Here is a 15,577-nt window from a genome sequence, read left to right as displayed (position 1 = left end):
TTTACACCATCCGGGGCGGGCAAGGGCGGACGGCGCCGGGGGACCGTTTTCCCGCTGCCCCGTCCGTGGCATGGTTGCCGGCTCGCGGGCAACGGGGGTGGCAATGGACATCGGCGCGGTACTCGCCTTCCTGGGCGGGGTGGGGCTCTTCCTGCTGGGCATGCGGCTGATGACCGACGGTCTGCAGGTCGCTGCCGGTCGCACCCTGCGCGCCATCCTGGCCGCCTCCACCCGCAGCCGCCTGCGGGGCCTCTTCTCCGGGGTCGCCATCACGGCGGCGGTGCAGTCCTCCAGCGCCGTCCTCTTCGCCGTGGTCGGCTTCGTCAACGCCGGCCTGCTCAACCTCGCCCAGTCGGTGGGGGTGGTCTACGGCGCCAACCTCGGGACCACGCTCACCTCCTGGATCGTCGCCCTGCTGGGCTTCAACGTGGACCTGCGCGCCCTGGCCCTGCCGGCCATCGCCCTGGGAATGTTCCTGCGCGTGCTGTCGCAGAAACCGCGTCAGCGCGCCCTGGGGGAGGCGGTGGCCGGCTTCGGGATCTTCTTCCTGGGGCTGGATGTCCTCCACGACACCATGACCGCGGGGGATGTCGCCGCGGACTGGATGGCCGGGTCCGGCGAGGGAATCCCGGCGCTGCTCCTGCTCATGTTCCTGGGTATCGCCATGACCGTGGTGATGCAGTCCTCCAGCGCGGCCCTGGCGGTGACCCTCACGGCCGCCGGTAGCGGCCTCATCCCGCTCACCACGGCCGCCGCCATGGTCATCGGCGCCAACGTCGGTACGACCTCCACCGCCGTCTTCGCCTCCATCGGCGCCACCGCACCGGCACGCCGGGTGGCCGCCGCCCACGTGGCCTTCAACGTGGTGGTGGCGGTGGCCGCCTTCATCCTGCTGGCGCCGCTGCTGGAGCTGTCCCGGCTGGCCGCCGGGGCCCTGGGGCTGGCCCTGCAGCCGGCGACCCTGCTGGCCCTCTTCCACACCCAGACCAAGCTGCTGGGGATCCTGCTGCTGTGGCCGGCCACGCCGGCGCTGGTCCGCTGGCTGGAGCGCCGCTATCGAGGCACGGAGGCCGTGGCCGGCCAGCCCCGCCACCTGGACCACACGCTGCTGGAGACGCCGGGTCTGGCCCTGGAGGTAGCCACCCTGGAGCTGGCACGCATGGGGGAGCAGGCCCACGCGGCCGTGCGCCAGGCAGTGAACGACGAGGGCGGGGACGAGGAGCCGCAGCTGCGCACCCAGCGGCAGGCGGTGACCGACCTGGGGTTGGCCATCGACGACTTCGTCAACCGGATCCGGCGGGACGAGGCCCCGGCCGAGGTGGCGGAGGCGCTGCCGGAGGTGGTCCGGGTCACCCACTACTACCAGGACATGGCCGAACGGGCCGTGGACATGGCCCATCAGCGCGCGGCCGGCGGCGAACCGGAGGATCCGGAACTTGCCGCCGCCATCGCGCGCCTGGAGGCGGGGGCCATCAGTGAACTGGATGGCGCCCTGGCCGAGCCGGAGGCCTGGCCGCGCAAGGCAGTCAAGCGCGCCTTCAAGACCTTCGATGCCGACTACCAGGAGGTCAAGGCGGCCATCCTGCGGGCCGGCAGCGAGGATCGCGAGCCGGTGCGCCGGGTGGTCGCCGCCCTGGACCGGATCAGTGCCCTGCGCCGCGCGGTGGATCAGGGGCTGAAGGCGGCGCGCTACACCCGACACCTCCACCGCCACCGCGATCAGGTCCTGACCCCGGATCCGGAGGATCGGGAGGGCGAGGGGGACGAGGAGCCGGTGCGCTGAGCCTCGGCGTCCCCGGCGCTCAACCGAACAGCCCCGCCAGATACCAGGCGCCGTCACGGCGGTCGCGGTAGACCCAGATCCGGCGGCCGTCGGCCTCCCGGGCGGTGTAGTAGTCCCGGGCGCAATCGGCGCCGTCCCACCAGCCCGCCTCGATGCGCTCCGGCTCCCCGGCTACCGCCGGCGGCTGCTCCAGGGGCCGGGGCGCCTCCAGCAGCCAGAGGGGGCGCGGGCCGGTGGCCGGGCTATCGCCAGTCGCCGCCCCCGGTTCGGTGGCCCGCCAGGCGCGCTCCGGGCGGGGGTCGGGCACCGGCTCCAGCCCCGTCACCGCGGCCCGTCCCAGCCGGGCGCGCAGCCGCTCCACCAGGGGCTCCCAGGCCGGCCGTTCCGCCGGGGCGGCGAAGAGGTCGGCCTGCTCCGGCGGGGCCGGGGCGGTGCGCCCCGCCGCCAGGGCCAGCTCCGTTACCGCCGCCGGGGGCTCGAAGCCCTCCAGCCGCTCCCGTAGTAGCCCCAGGAGGTGATCGGGGTCGCGCACCGGCTGCAGCGTCCCCAGGGTCAGCGGCGTGGGCTCGCCCCGCTCGTGGTGGAGGTGGAAGGTGAGTTCGGCGGTAGCCGCATCCCGCCCGCGCAGCCAGCCGGCCAGCTCGCCCAGCAGCCGGCGGGCGGCGAAGAGCAGCGCCTCGGCGGCGCTCACCGGTTCGGGCAGCGGTAGGCGGCTGGCGAAGGTCGCCGGTGGCTGCCAGCGCGGGCGCGGGTCGGCCTGCTTCCCCAGGGCGCGCTCCAGCAGGGCCGGCAGCTCCGGCCCCAGGCGCCGACCGAGATCGGCCCCGGGGAGGGCGAACAGGTCGCCCAGCCGTTGCAGCCCCAGGCGTCGGCAGGCGGTCTCCACCTCGGGCCCGAGACCCAGCCCGGCGATGGGGAGGGGGGCCAGGGCCGACTCCATCGCCGCCTGCATCGCCCCTTCCCGATTCGCCTCCACCGGCTCCGCGATCCCGTGCAGGGCCCGCCACCAGCTGGCCAGCGGGGTGGGGGCGAGGCCGGTCCCGGCGTCGTGGCCCAGCTGGGCCAGGCCCCGGCGGGCGTGGCGGTAGAGAGCCTCCAGGCCGCCAAAGAGGCGGATGCTGCCCCCCACCTCCAGGCGCAGCCCCGCGCCGGGGAGGACCTCCACGTGGTCGCTGTACTGCCCGGCCCAGGCGGCTAGGGCCTCCAGGGTGGCCGCCTCCCGATCGGGGCGGCGCGGCCGCAGCCGCAGGGCGGGGCAGAGGGCGAGGGCGGTGGCCGGCGGCTGGCCCGGGCGCACGCCGGCGGCCCGGGCGGCAGGATCCGTGCTGTGGACCCGCGGCGGCCGGCCGGCGGTGAGCGCCAGGGGCGGGGCGCCCGGTGGCCGGGCGAAGGCGGCCAGCGGGAGCTCCGGCAGGTGGAGGCTAAGCCACTGCATGGATCCGGCGGGGCGGTTCGGGCGCGGCCCGGGTTTCGTCCAGCGCCTCGCCCAGGGGGATGGGCTGCTCGGGGCGGTTGCCCCGGCACTTGTGGATCGCCACCGCCCCGGCCCGCAGCGCCAGGCGGACCGCCGCCGGGGAGGGCTGCTCCAGGGCCCGGGGCGGGCGGAAGAGGAAGCCGGTGGCCCCACCGGTCTCGGCGGCGAGCTGGAGGCGGCGCAGGGCGCGGTCATCGGCGGTGGCCGGCCAGCCCAGCACGGCCTCGCAGACCCCGGAGCGCAGGGCCTGCTCCACGGCCCAGAGGGCCTCGTCACCCTCGGCGCGGATATGGAGCAAGCGGGCCGGGTCGAGCCCCGCCGCTACCAGGGCCGGGGCGTGGGGAACATGGGGCGGCGCCACCCACGCCTGCCAGCCGACCGCGGCGGCCAGCATGGGGCGGAGCAGGGTGAATTCGCCGTGGCCGGGGGTGCCGGCGATCTCCACCAGTCCCCCGATGGGCCAGCCTCCGCCCAGGGCGTGGTCCAGCCGGGGGTGGCCGGTGGCGCGCACCGGGGCCTCGGCGTGGCCGCCGCCACGCCAGAGATCGCCGCGCTCCAGCAGGGCCTCCAGGGACATCCCGTCTCCACCCCTTCCGATCACCATCGAATAGTGATCATTTTTACAGTATTGGGGTGATAACGGGAAGGGGGTGCGGGATCCGATCAGGATCAGGGCTCGGTGCGCAGGACGCCCACGCCGATGCCCTCGATGGCGGCCTCGTCGGCGGCGGTGAGCGGGATATCGGGGTAGTCGGGATTGGCGGCGCGCAGGACGGGCTGGCCGGTGTCATCCCGGTCCAGCCGCTTGACGGTGACCTCCTCCCCCAGCCGGGCCACCACCAGCTGGCCCACGGTCGCCTCGGGGGCGCGGTGGACGGCGAGGAGGTCGCCATCCCGGATCCCGGCCTCGATCATGCTCTCCCCGCGGACCCGCAGGAGGTAGTCGGGGCGGGGGTGGAAGAGGCCGGAGTCCACGCGGTAGCGCGCCTCGATGTGCTCCCGGGCGAGGATGGGGGCGCCCGCCGCCACCCGGCCCACCAGGGGCAGGCCGGCCTCGTGGGCGCCGGTGGCCTCTTCCACCAGCCGGATCCCGCGCGCCGCCCCGGGCGTTAGCTCGATGGCGCCCTTGGCGGCCAGGGCCTTGAGGTGGCCGGTCACGGCATTCACCGAGGCGTAGCCGAAGGCCGCCGCGATCTCGTGGCGGGTGGGCGGGCGGCCGTGAGTCGCCTGGTGGTCGCGGATGTGGTCGAGCAGCGCCTGCTGCCGGGCCGTGAGGTCGGAGCCTTCCATGGTGATCATCCTGCCACAGGTGGGTCGCTTCTGCCTCCCCCGGTGAGCGGGGATGGTCCGGCTAGCGGCCGCCCAGCAGGCGGGACTCGGCCCGCTCCAGGGTCTCGGGGGTGCCGTAGAGGACCAGGACGTCGCTGTCGCGCAGGGTGGTCTCGGGGCCCGGCTGGGGGCCGCGGATCCCGCCGCGACGGACGGCGGTGACATGGACCCCCAGACCCTCCAGGTCGAGTTCGCCCAGGGTCCGGCCCACGGCGCGTGCACCGGCCTGCAGGGGCACCGAGTGGAGCCGCTCCTGGGCCGCCGAGGAGCCGGGCTCGGTCGGCTCCTGGCCGCGGAAGAAGCCGCGCAGCAGGCTGTAGCGGTCGCCGCGGATCCGCTGTTCCAGTTCCGCCACCCGCTGGGCCGGGACGCCCAGGAGGAAGAGGAGGTGGGTGCCGATGACCAGGCTCGCCTCCAGGGTCTCGGGGATGACCTCGGTGGCGCCGGCGGTCAGGAGATCCTCCAGGCGGCTGTCGTCAGTGGTGCGGACCAGTACCGGCTTATCCGGGTCGGCCTGGCGGACGTGTTCCAGGATCCGCAGGGCGGAGGCGGCATCGTTGTAGCTGATGACCACCAGGCGGGCGCGCTCCAGGCCGGCGGCGTCCAGGATCTCCCGGCGGGTGGCATCGCCGTAGTGGACCTCCTCGCCGCCGCTGTGCGCCTCCCGGACCTTGAGGGGGTCCAGGTCCAGGGCCATGTAGCTGAATCCCTCCTGCTCTAGCAGGCGGGCGATGTTCTGGCCCACTCGGCCGTAGCCGCAGATGACCACGTGGTCCTCGAGTTCCCGGCCGGTGGCGGCCACGGCCTCGGTCATCCTGGCGCGGTTGTCGCCGTAGCTGGCCGAGAAGAGCCACTTGGCCAGGCTGCCGTTGTAGCGGATGACCAGTGGCGAGAGCGCCATGCTCAGGAAGATCCCGCCCAGGACCACCTGACCGGTGGTCTCGCCCAGCAGGGCGGGCTCCTGCTGGAGCGCCAGGGCCAGGAGGGCGAAGCCGAACTCGCCCCCCTGGGCCACGGTGAGACCGGTTCGAAGGGCGACCCCTCCCGGTACCCGCGCCAGTGCCCCGATGCCCAGGATGACCAGGCTCTTGCCCACCAGCAGGCTCAGGGCCAGCAGGGCCATCCAGTGACCCAGTTCCAGGACATTGGTGGGGTTGAGGAGCATCCCTACGGTGATGAAGAAGAGTCCCAGCAGGAGGTCCCGGAAGGGCCGGATATCGGTCTCCACCTGGTGGCGGTACTCGGTCTCGCTGAGCATCATCCCGGCCAGGAAGGCCCCCAGGGCCAGGGAGAGGCCGGCGCTGTGGGTGGCCCAGGCAGCGGTGAGCGCTACCAGCAGCACCGCCATGGTGAACAGCTCCGGCGAACGCGCCCGGGCCACCTCCTGGAAGAGCGGGCGCAGCAGCCAGTGGCCGATGGCCAGCATGGCGGCGAAGACCACCACCGCCTTGAGGCCGGCCCAGCCCAGGGCTGTGGCCATGTCCTCCGCATTGCCCCCGAGAATGGGGATGAGGACCAGGAAGGGGACCACTGCCAGGTCCTGGAACAGCAGGATCCCCACCGACATCCGGCCATGGCGGGAGTTGATCTCCATCTGCTCGGTGAGCTGCTTGGTCACGATGGCGGTGGAGGAGAGCGCGAGTATCCCGCCGACCACCAGCGCGGCGGCGGGGTCCAGCCCCAGGACCCAGGCGCCGCCGGCCACCAGTAACGTCGTTACGAGGACCTGGAAGCCGCCCACGCCCAGGACCGCCCCGCGCATGGAGACGAGCTGGGGCAGGGAGAACTCCAGTCCCAGCATGAAGAGGAGGAAGACCACGCCGAACTCGGCGATGAAACGGGTGCCCTCGGTATCCGCGACCAGCCCCAGGGCGTGCGGCCCCACCAGCAGCCCCACCAGGAGGTAGCCGAGGATGGGCGGCAGGGCGAGCCGCCGGAAGATCGCCACCGCCACGACGGCGGCGGCGAGGAGGATGAGGATGTCGTCCAGGGGTCCGTGGGGCATGGGGCATTCCGCTTGGTTTTCCGGGATCCTACCATTCCTCCGGGGGGTGAGGCCGCGGCTCCCCGCGCGGGGCTGATATACTCGGGGCAGGACCTTTCAGGGAAGAAGGGAGGTAAAAGTCATGGGAAGGAAGCCATGAGCCGACGTGGCGCCTTTGCAGAGGACATGCGCCGGCTGGGGCTGGCCCTGTTCATCGCGGCTACGGTAGGTGGGTTCTTTCAGGACGAAGTGGTTGCCGGGGTGGCCTATTCGGGGCTGGTTCTGGGCGCAGTCCTGTGGGGATTCGGGATCCTGACAACGGAGGACAACGCGGAATGACCGGCTATATCGTACTCGCAGGCATTGCCGTTGCCGTCATGATCGTCGGCGCCTTGGTCTTCGGCCTGGAGGCGCGGAACCGGCGCCGGCGGCGGCACTGACCCGATGACTTCCACGAGTCCTACCTGGCGGGCGCGGCTGGAACGCGCCGGTGAGCGGCTGGAGGAGCTGCGCCGCTGGCGGGTCTCCGCCAGCGAACTCGGCCGGGGACTGGCCTTCCTGCTGGGAGCGCTGCAGGTGGCCGATGCCGTGGTCCGGCGCATGGCCTCCGGCGTGCTGCCCCTGCGGGCCATGAGCCTGGTCTATACCACGCTTCTCTCCCTGGCGCCGCTGCTGGCGGTGAGCTTCTCGGTCCTCAAGGCCTTCGGCGTTCACAACCAGGTGGAGCCGGCCCTGGCCGGCTTCCTGGCACCGCTGGGCCCGCGCGGGGCGGAGATCGCCGCGCAGATGGTCGAGTTCGTGGACAACATCCGGGTCGGGGTGCTCGGGGCGCTGGGTCTGCTCCTGTTGCTCTACACCGTCGTCGCGCTGATCCAGAAGGTGGAGCAGGCCTTCAATGCCATCTGGCAGGTGCGCCGGGCGCGGACCCTGTTGCGCCGCTTCTCGGATTACCTCTCCGTGCTGCTGGTGGGGCCGCTGCTGGTCTTCATCGCTCTGGGCATCATCGCCTCGCTGACCAGTTCCAGCCTGGTGCAGACGCTCACCGCCTTCCTGCCGTCGGAGCTGGTGACCCTGGCGGGCCGGCTGGCGCCCTTCGTGCTGCTGGTGGCGGCCTTTACCTTCGTCTATCTCTTCGTCCCCAATACCCGGGTGCGGCTGGGGCCGGCACTCCTCGGCGCCGCCCTGGCGGCGCTGGCGTGGCAGATCACCGGCTGGGGCTTCGCCACCTTCGTGGCCGGCTCCACCCGCTACGCCGCCATCTATTCCGGCTTCGCCATCCTCATCCTCTTCCTGATCTGGCTCTACCTGAGCTGGTTGATCCTGCTCACCGGCTCCCAGATCGCCTTCTACGTCCAGAACCCCCATTTCATCCGCGCGCAGGACGAGGCGCCGGCGCCCATGGGCGCGGAGGCGGAGGCACTGGCCCTGGCGCTGGTCTACCGGGTCGGGCTGCGCCACCGGGACGGGGCGCCGCCACCGCTGGTGGACGAGATCGCCCGGGAACTCGGGGTGGCCGGGGATCGCCTGGAGCCGATCCTGGAACGGCTGGAGGCGGCGGAGATCGTCGTCCACGGCGGCCAGCCGGAGGGGCTGATGCCGGCCCGGGACATCCACCGCACCCGCCTGGACTCGGTGGTGGGAGCGCTACGGAGCTACGATGCGGCGGCGCTGCCCGGGGCCGTGGCCGACCTGGCCGGCGAGCTGGATCGATCGGTGGAGGCGGCGCTGGGCGAACGGACCGTGGCCGACCTGGTGGGGGCGGAGGTCAGTCCAGAAGCTGGGCGCTGAGCTGGTCGGCCCAGGTAATGGCGTCCAGATAGTCGTCCTTGATCCGCGGCTGCCACTGGCAGCCCTCGGTGACGCATTCCCATTCCGCCCGTTCGTAGTGGATGACACAGGCCAGGGTGCGGCCGAGATCGCCCTGGTGGTGGAGCAGGGCGTTGCCCACCCGTTCGCTCAGGGGGAGGCTGGCGACGATGTCCTCCAGGGTCATGTCCAGCAGGGCATCCAGGGTGGAGAACAGGCCGATGGTGAAGTAGGTGTCGGCCTCCTCGCCCAGCCCTTCGTGCTGGGCCTTTAGCTCGCACATTCGCGCCCGGATCAGGGCGATTCGCAGGAGTTCGCTGGGTTTGTCGTCCACGTGGGAGAGCGCCAGGATGCGCGCCCAGTGCCGGATCCGATCCAGCCCCAGCATGACGATGGCCCGGCGCACCGTCTCGATCCGCTGGCGCAGCATGAAGGCGGCGGAATTGAGGTAGCGCAGCAGCCGGTAGGAGAGGGCGACGTCGTTGCGGATGGTCCGCTCCAGGTCGTTGACGCTGGTCTCCGGCTCCTCGAGCTGGGCGAGGAGCTGGAGGACCACGGAGCGATTCGCCGGCATCCGCCGTCCCTGGATGAGCTTGGGACGGCAGAAGAAGAAGCCCTGGTAGAGGTGGAAGCCCATCTCCTTGCACGCCGAGAACTCCTCGGGCGTCTCCACCTTCTCCGCCAGGAGGGTGACTCCGGCGTCCTGAAGCCGTTCGGCGTGATCGCGGACCGTTTCCCATTCCAGCGGGCGGATATCCACCTTTACCACGTCGGCCAGCTCGATGAGCGGTTCCAGCTCCGGGCGATAGAAGAAATCGTCCAGGGCGATGCGCGAGCCGGCGGCCTTGAGACGGCGCACCTGGTTGAGCAGTGGTCGGTCGACCTCGATGTTCTCCAGCAGCTCCAGGACGATGCGCCGTCGCGGCAGTCCGGCCAGGAGGTCGTTACCGATGAAATCCCGGGTCAGGTTGATCCAGGCGGGCTGCTCGCCCACCAGGCCGTCCAGGCCGATCTCGGTGAAGGCATTGACCAGGACCGAGGCGGTAGCCCGCTCGCCGGGGAGGGTGTTGGCGTTCTCCTGGGCGTTGCTCCGCGCCAGAAGCTCGTAGCCGCGGACCTCCTGGTGGGGGTCGTAGATGGCCTGGCGCGCGATAAAGAAATCCTGCATGCCTTCTCCGGTCGTTCCCGTGACCTTTGTTCAATCATAACGCAGAGACGTTGAAGATTGGGCTATTATTCCACGCTATTGCGCCAATTCTGGTCATCCTGGTCGAAGAGCCGGGAATCCTCCTCGGGGCCCCAGCTTCCGGCAGGGTAGGTGTGGATGAAGTCGCGCTCGCTGGACCAGACCTTGAGTACCGGGTCCACCACCTGCCAGGCCCAGCGGATCTCGTCGTAGCGCAGGAAGAGGGAGCGGTCCCCCTCGATGGCATCCAGCAGCAGGGATTCGTAGGCGTCGATCTGGTAGTCGGCGGTCTGGCAGTAGCTGGCATCCAGCCGGGTATTGGCCGCCCGCATCTCCAGCCCCGGCTCCTTTACCTGGACCTCCATGCTCAGACACTCCTGGGGCTGGATGGTGAGCAGGAGCCAGTTGGGCTCCAGCCGGTCGATGGGCGTCTGGCGGAAGAGGTGCTGGGGCGGATGGCGGAAACGGATGGCGACCTGGGAGGTGTTCCGCGCCATGCGCTTGCCGGTGCGCAGGTAGAAGGGGACATCCCGCCAGCGCCAGTTGTCCACGTAGAGCTTCAGGGAGGCGTAGGTCTCCGTGGTGCTGTCACCGGGGACGCCGGCCTCCTCGGTGTAGCCGGCCACCGGCTCGCCGGCCACCTTCCCGCCGGCGTACTGGGCGCGAAAGGCGTGGGCGTGGACCGCCGAGCGCGGGATGGAGCGGATGGACTTGAGGACCTTCACCTTCTCGTCCCGCAGGGACTCGGCCTCCAGGTTCGGCGGCGGCTCCATGGCCACCAGGGTGAGCAGCTGGAGCAGGTGGCTCTGGAGCATGTCGCGCAGGGCGCCCACGCCGTCGTAGAAGGCGGCGCGGTCGGCGATCCCCTGCTGCTCCGAGTGGGTGATCTGGACGTGGTCGATGTAGTAGCGGTTCCACAGCGGCTCGAAGAGGCTGTTGGCGAAGCGGAAGACCAGGACGTTCTGGACCATCGCCTTGCCCAGGTAGTGGTCGATGCGGAAGATCTGCTCCTCGCGGAAGTCGCGATGGAGCCGGTTCTCCAGGATCTCCGCCGACTCGGAGTCGTACCCGAAGGGCTTCTCCAGGATGATCCGCCGCCACCCCCGGTTCTCGGTGTTGAGGCCGGCGGTGGCCAGGGCCTGGCAGACCCGGGCGTACTGGTCCGGGTTGATGGCCATGTAGAAGAGGAGGTTGGGGGAGAGGTCGGTCTCCCGGTCCAGGCGCCGGGCCAGCTCGGTATAGCCGGCCGGCTCGCCGAGGTCGCCGCCGACGAAGCGCAGGCGGGCGGACAGCCGCTCCCAGACCGCCTCGTCGAGGCCGCCGCGCACCCGCGGTGCCAGGGTCTCGCGGACGTCGGCGCGCCAGGCGTCGTCGTCCCACTCCCGCCGGCCGTAGCCGATGATGGCCAGGCCGTCGGGCAGGCGGCCCGCCTCCTCCAGGTGGTAGAGGGAGGGCAGCAGTTTGTTCCGGGCGAGGTTGCCCGTGGCGCCGAAGACCACCAGGGTGCAGGGCTCGAGGCTCATTCCGCCTCGCCTCCCTGGCGGACTGCGTGGCCGCCAAAGGCCTGCCGCAGCCGGGCGAGCAGGCGTGCCTGGTAGCCGCGCTCGTCCTGACTCTGAAACCGGGCGTAGAGGGCGGCGGTGAGCACCGGGGCGGGGACGCCGCTGTCCACCGCCTCGCGCACGGTCCAGCGGCCCTCGCCGGAGTCCGCCACCCAGGGGGCGATGTCGTCCAGGCGGGCATCCTCGCCCAGGAAGTCGGCCATCAGGTCCAGCAGCCAGGAGCGGACCACCGAGCCGTGGCGCCAGAGTTCGGCCACCTGGCCGGGGTCGATGGCGAAGGCCTCCTTGCGCTCCAGCAGATCGAAGCCCTCGGCGAAGGCCTGCATCATGCCGTACTCGACGCCGTTGTGGACCATCTTGGTGAAGTGGCCGGCGCCCACCGGGCCCACGCGCGCCCAGCCGCGGTCCGGGGCCGGCGCCAGCACCCGCAGGGCGGGCTCCAGCCGGCCTACCGCGGCCTCGGTCCCGCCGACCATGAGGCAGTAGCCCTCCTCGCGGCCCCAGACACCGCCGGAGACCCCGGCGTCGATGAACTCGATGCCGCTGTCGCCCAGGAGGCGGCCGTGATCCAGGCTCTCGCGATAGTCGGCATTGCCGCCGTCGACAACGATGTCGCCGGGCTCCAGGTGGCGGGTGAGCTCCATCAGGGCCGCCTCGGTGGCCTCGCCGGCCGGGAGCATCGACCAGACCACCCGCGGCGGGGTCAGGGCCTCTACCGCCTCGGCCATGGTGCCCGCCGCGGAGATGCGGTCCCACTCCGCGGCCAGGGCGTCCGCGGTCTCGCGGCTGCGGTTCCAGCCGACCACCTCGATGCCGCCGGCGGCCAGCCGGCGGGCCATGTTGCCGCCCATGCGGCCGAGTCCCAGCATCGCCAGACGCATCTGCTGCCTCCTGTTCAATTCGATGGGCTTCGACGATACTCCCGAGTGGGCGGGCAGGGCTACCCGTCGGCAATCGAACAGGGAGATGGACATGAATATGCAGCAGATCCGCGCCATCGCGGCGGAAAAGGGCGTTACCGGTTCCCATCGCAGCAAGCGGGAGCTGGTTCGCGCCATTCAGCGGCAGGAGGGGAGCTTCGACTGCTTCGCCACCGACCCGGCCGGCCTCTGCGACCGCACCGACTGTCTCTGGCGGGAGGACTGCCCGCCCACGGCGCGGCGCGACGCGGGCGGGAAACAGCAATGAGGGAGGGGCCCCGCCACCCGGCGGGGCCCACCGCCGACTAGCCGCCGGCGTTAAAGAGGTGGAAGTACTGGAGGGCGATCTCGTTGCCCATGGTGCTGCCTACCTTGTCGGCGCCGTCGTTGTGGGGCGCTTCCAGATCGCGGATGCGGTAGGAGAGGGTCCACTGGCTCTTGATGGGGTGGACCCAGTACTGCAGGCCCAGGGTCCAGGTCTCGAAGACCCGTTCGGGGTGCCCCCCACTAGCGAACTGGCCATCGCCGTCGAACTCGTTGAGGCGATTGAGGACGTCGTAGCGCGCCTGTAGCGCCAGCTTGTTGGGCTGGACGAACCAGGCGGCGTCGAGGTACCAGCCGTCGAACTCGTTGTCCTCGCCCCAGGCCATCTTCGGCAGCACATCACCGATGTCCTCGCCGGGGTCGGTGAAGGGCGGATTGGTGCCGTTGTAGACCATGCCGTTGCCGAAGATGTACTCCCCGGAGAGGCGCCAGGGCTGGCGGTAGAAGTGGAAGCCCAGGCCGTGGCGGTTGCGCTCGAACTCCTCGCCACCGTCGAGGGTGCCGTCCCCGTTCGCATCGAAGACCCGGTCCCCCTGCTGACTCCAGGCGTAGACCTTGAAGTCCTCCCGGCGCGGGTTGCCGCGGTGGACGCCGTCGAAGACGTAGGCGGCCTGGGCGCGCAGGTAGACATCCTGGTTGTCGTCGTTGTCGCCGCGGTTGATGCCGTTGCCGTTGCCCAGGCCGGCGGCCCAGGTCCCCTCCCAGTGCTCGGTGATCCGGAACTCGTCGAAGGCCATGGCGCCGATGTCGCGGTAGGAGCTGATGGCGCCGTCGAAGCCGGATAACTGGTTCGGAGTCTCATTTGTCGGATCGCCGTTTGCTCGAACGTACCGCTCCAGCACCTGCTGCCGGCTCACCTCGGAGAAGGAGATGTAGTCGTAGGTGGGGATGGCGCGCAGCCCCTCGTCCACCAGCGGCCACTGGAACTGGCCGATGCGCAGGCTCACGCCGGGCTCCCAGATGTCGTCGCTGCCGCCGCCGGCGAGGTGGCGGAAGGTCAATGAGGCGTCGGTGAGCTGGGGCCCGTGGCTTCCGCCATCGGGGTCGGCCAGGCGGGTGATGCCGTTGTTGCCCCACTCGGTGAGCAGGAAGTAGTGGATGTCCTCGTCGGTGTTGTTCAGAGCCCCGCGGACCCCCAGCCGTGCCCGGGCCAGGTTGAAGCCCTGGCTGCTGGAGCGGTCGGGGGAGAGGGTGTTGAAGATCGGGCGGCGGCCATTGGGCGCCTTGTCGCTGTCGTCGATGTTCCGGTAGGTCGGCTGGATGAAGCCGAACACCGACATGTTCGGGGCGCCCTCCGGCGCCTCGGCGCTGTTAAGCACCAGCCAGTTGGCCGCCGTTGCAGGGCCGGCGGCCACGGCCAGCGGCAGCCCCGCGGCCAGCGCGGCGCGCGCGTGGATACGGTTCATCATGGATTCCTCGTGGATGTTCGGGCGCCCGTTTCGGGGGCCGGGATCGGATGGGGCGCCCGCAGGCGCCCCGATCGTGGTCACAGGGGCGGGGGGTTACTCGGTACCCTCACCCAGGGTGTGGCCGTGGGCCTCGTGGTTGTAGAGGCACTTGTGCGTGTGCCAGTTCTCCTCGGTGGTGGCCTTGTCGCCCTCCCAGCGAGGGTCCTGGGGCCGCTCGTGGCTGTTGATGTAGGCCGAGACGTCCCACGCCTCCTGGTCGGAGAGGGCGGCGTGCTTCTCCACCGGGTTGGCCTTGCCCAGGGGCATGTTGTACTTGATGAAGCCGGCCGCGGTGTTGATGCGGTGCATGCCGGCGCCCCAGTTGTAGGCCTTCTCGCCCCAGAGCGGGGGGAAGATCTGCTCGCCGTCGGCGGTGAACTTGCCGCTGCCATCCTCGGCGTGACAGATGGCGCACTGGGCCTCGTAGATGGACTCCCCGCGGGAGATGGAGTAGCCATCCTCCGGCTCCTCCACGCTACGGTAGCCGCGGCCGGGGAGGTTCTCGCCGATGGGGGCCCCCTGGGCGGCCCAGAACATGAACGACTGCATGTCCTTGAGGAGCTGGCTGTCCGGCTCCGGCGGGGCGCCGGCCTCGGAACCCTTGGCGTTCATGGAGTAGGTGAAGCAGCCGCGGATGCGCTCATCCATGGTGTTCACGTGGTCGTTCTTGCCGCGGTACTTGGGATAGATGCCCCAGGCGCCCCAGACAGGGGCGGAGTTGGCGGCCATGCCGCTGCCCAGGTGGCAGTTGGCGCAGTTCTGGCCGTTGCCCACGTGGCGCCGGGCCTCCGGATGCTGCCGGGTGTTCACGAAGGCCTCCATCCCGCTGCGCACGGCCTCGCCGAACTCGCCGTCGGGGAGTTCATCCATGCCGGGGTAGTCGTGGTAGCCCTCACTGCCGGCCTCGGGGGCCTCTTCCAGCTCCACCTGCTCGGTGAGGGTTTCGTCCTGCTGCGCCATGCCGGCGGCCGGAACGAGGAGGGTAGCGGCCAGCACCAGGGCGGTGCGGCGGCCGTACCGGGGGGTCTGCTGATTCGTCGTCTTCACGATGGCCTCCAGGATCACTATTCGGCGGACGGACGAGCGGGCTGCGCGGCGAACCACGCGGCCACGGCCTTGATCTCGTTCTCGGTCAGGCGATCCGCCACCGAGGCCATGAGTTCATTGGGGTCGTTGTGGCGGCTGCCGTCCTGCCACGCCTTGATCTGGTTCTCGATGTAGCTGGCGTGCTGGCCGGAGAGGGCAGGGAAATCCGCCCCCACGCCGTCACCGCCGGGGCCGTGGCAGGCGACGCAGGAGGGGACGCCCTTGCGCCACAGGCCCTGCTCGGCGATGGCCTCGCCCTTCGCCAGGGTGTCGTCGCCGGCGTCGGTCCCCGGGGCCTCCTCGGGGACTTCCATGGCCGCGTAGTACTCGGCCACGGCGCGGCGCTCCTCGGCGGAGAGGCCACTGGCGATGGGGTTCATGGTGGCGTTGTCGCGCTCGCCGTTGGCGATGTCGTCGAGCTGCTTGACCAGGTAGTCGGCGTTCATGCCGGCCAGCCGCGGCCAGCCCGCCGGGCCCTGGCCGCTGCCGTCGGCGCCGTGGCAGGTGACGCAGGCCACCGCGCCGCTGTCGTTGCCCTGCTGGGCCAGCTTCTCGCCGAGGTCGCTGGCCGCGGCCGTGGCCGGGACCAGCGCTGTCAGCAGGAGACCCGAGAGGGTCTTCAGGCGATGGGGAAAGTGCATGGTTCGGCTCCTGAATGGTTCGCTGGAGAGCCGG

14 protein-coding genes are annotated in these 15,577 nt (G+C 71.1%); 4 read left to right on the top strand and 10 right to left on the bottom strand.

The annotated features are described in order from the left end of the window. Positions 1 to 103: 103 nt before the first annotated feature. Positions 104 to 1,783 carry a Na/Pi cotransporter family protein gene (locus tag BM272_RS02390; protein WP_159432999.1) on the top strand — a complete coding sequence of 560 codons (1,680 nt, stop codon included), beginning with the start codon at positions 104 to 106 and terminating at the stop codon, positions 1,781 to 1,783. Positions 1,784 to 1,802: 19 nt separating this feature from the next. Here BM272_RS02390 and BM272_RS02385 read toward each other — a convergent pair whose 3' ends face one another. The 4 genes from BM272_RS02385 to BM272_RS02370 all read right to left on the bottom strand — a co-directional run bounded on the left by BM272_RS02385 (position 1,803) and on the right by BM272_RS02370 (position 6,591). After that, positions 1,803 to 3,218, bottom strand: a complete 1,416-nt coding sequence (locus tag BM272_RS02385; RefSeq protein ID WP_093427139.1) for a Y-family DNA polymerase — start codon at positions 3,216 to 3,218, stop codon at positions 1,803 to 1,805. Next, the gene (imuA, locus tag BM272_RS02380; protein ID WP_093427138.1) at positions 3,205 to 3,834 is read right to left on the bottom strand and encodes a translesion DNA synthesis-associated protein ImuA; all 630 of its coding nucleotides are present in this window, start codon (positions 3,832 to 3,834) and stop codon (positions 3,205 to 3,207) included. Before imuA ends, BM272_RS02385 begins: the two co-directional genes overlap by 14 nt. A gap of 92 nt (positions 3,835 to 3,926) precedes the next feature. Beyond that, positions 3,927 to 4,547 carry a transcriptional repressor LexA gene (gene lexA / locus BM272_RS02375; RefSeq protein ID WP_093427442.1) on the bottom strand — a complete coding sequence of 207 codons (621 nt, stop codon included), beginning with the start codon at positions 4,545 to 4,547 and terminating at the stop codon, positions 3,927 to 3,929. 61 nt (positions 4,548 to 4,608) lie between these two features. Beyond that, entirely contained in the window at positions 4,609 to 6,591 is a 1,983-nt protein-coding gene (locus tag BM272_RS02370) for a monovalent cation:proton antiporter family protein (protein WP_093427137.1), read from the bottom strand. Between the two features lie 135 nt (positions 6,592 to 6,726). Between BM272_RS02370 and BM272_RS02365 the strand changes: the two genes are divergently transcribed. Together BM272_RS02365 and BM272_RS02360 are read left to right on the top strand one after the other, a co-directional pair. Beyond that, positions 6,727 to 6,909 (top strand): hypothetical protein, encoded by a 183-nt coding sequence (locus BM272_RS02365; RefSeq protein WP_093427136.1) that lies wholly within the window; start codon positions 6,727 to 6,729, stop codon positions 6,907 to 6,909. A gap of 105 nt (positions 6,910 to 7,014) precedes the next feature. Further along, positions 7,015 to 8,358: a YihY/virulence factor BrkB family protein gene (locus BM272_RS02360; protein WP_093427135.1), complete on the top strand. Its 1,344-nt coding sequence runs from the start codon at positions 7,015 to 7,017 to the stop codon at positions 8,356 to 8,358. Here BM272_RS02360 and BM272_RS02355 read toward each other — a convergent pair. The 3 genes from BM272_RS02355 to gnd all read right to left on the bottom strand — a co-directional run bounded on the left by BM272_RS02355 (position 8,336) and on the right by gnd (position 12,098). Beyond that, the gene (locus BM272_RS02355) at positions 8,336 to 9,544 is read right to left on the bottom strand and encodes an EAL and HDOD domain-containing protein (protein WP_093427134.1); all 1,209 of its coding nucleotides are present in this window, start codon (positions 9,542 to 9,544) and stop codon (positions 8,336 to 8,338) included. The genes BM272_RS02360 and BM272_RS02355 overlap by 23 nt on opposite strands. Before the next feature lie 65 nt (positions 9,545 to 9,609). Then, positions 9,610 to 11,085, bottom strand: coding sequence for a glucose-6-phosphate dehydrogenase (gene zwf, locus BM272_RS02350; protein ID WP_093427133.1), 1,476 nt, complete (start codon positions 11,083 to 11,085; stop codon positions 9,610 to 9,612). After that, positions 11,082 to 12,098, bottom strand: a complete 1,017-nt coding sequence (gnd, locus tag BM272_RS02345; protein ID WP_143613121.1) for a phosphogluconate dehydrogenase (NAD(+)-dependent, decarboxylating) — start codon at positions 12,096 to 12,098, stop codon at positions 11,082 to 11,084. Before gnd ends, zwf begins: the two co-directional genes overlap by 4 nt. On the opposite strand from gnd, the gene BM272_RS02340 reads away from it, so the two are divergent. Next, positions 12,097 to 12,312, top strand: a complete 216-nt coding sequence (locus BM272_RS02340; protein ID WP_093427131.1) for a hypothetical protein — start codon at positions 12,097 to 12,099, stop codon at positions 12,310 to 12,312. The two genes, gnd and BM272_RS02340, sit on opposite strands and share 2 nt — an antisense overlap. Positions 12,313 to 12,349: 37 nt before the next feature. Here the strand turns inward: BM272_RS02340 and BM272_RS02335 are convergent, their stop codons facing one another. The 3 genes from BM272_RS02335 to BM272_RS02325 form a co-directional block, all read right to left on the bottom strand. Further along, the gene (locus BM272_RS02335; protein ID WP_143613119.1) at positions 12,350 to 13,777 is read right to left on the bottom strand and encodes a hypothetical protein; all 1,428 of its coding nucleotides are present in this window, start codon (positions 13,775 to 13,777) and stop codon (positions 12,350 to 12,352) included. Between the two features lie 93 nt (positions 13,778 to 13,870). Then, positions 13,871 to 14,863, bottom strand: a complete 993-nt coding sequence (locus BM272_RS02330; RefSeq protein WP_240307981.1) for a c-type cytochrome — start codon at positions 14,861 to 14,863, stop codon at positions 13,871 to 13,873. A 17-nt stretch (positions 14,864 to 14,880) separates the two neighbouring features. Next, positions 14,881 to 15,543, bottom strand: a complete 663-nt coding sequence (locus tag BM272_RS02325; RefSeq protein ID WP_093427129.1) for a c-type cytochrome — start codon at positions 15,541 to 15,543, stop codon at positions 14,881 to 14,883. Positions 15,544 to 15,577: the final 34 nt, after the last annotated feature.

The organism is Thiohalospira halophila DSM 15071 (assembly GCF_900112605.1).
Classification (GTDB): Bacteria; Pseudomonadota; Gammaproteobacteria; order Thiohalospirales; family Thiohalospiraceae; genus Thiohalospira; species Thiohalospira halophila.
Note: the sequence above shows the minus strand (reverse complement) of the source record. Positions and strands in the feature narration are given on the sequence as shown.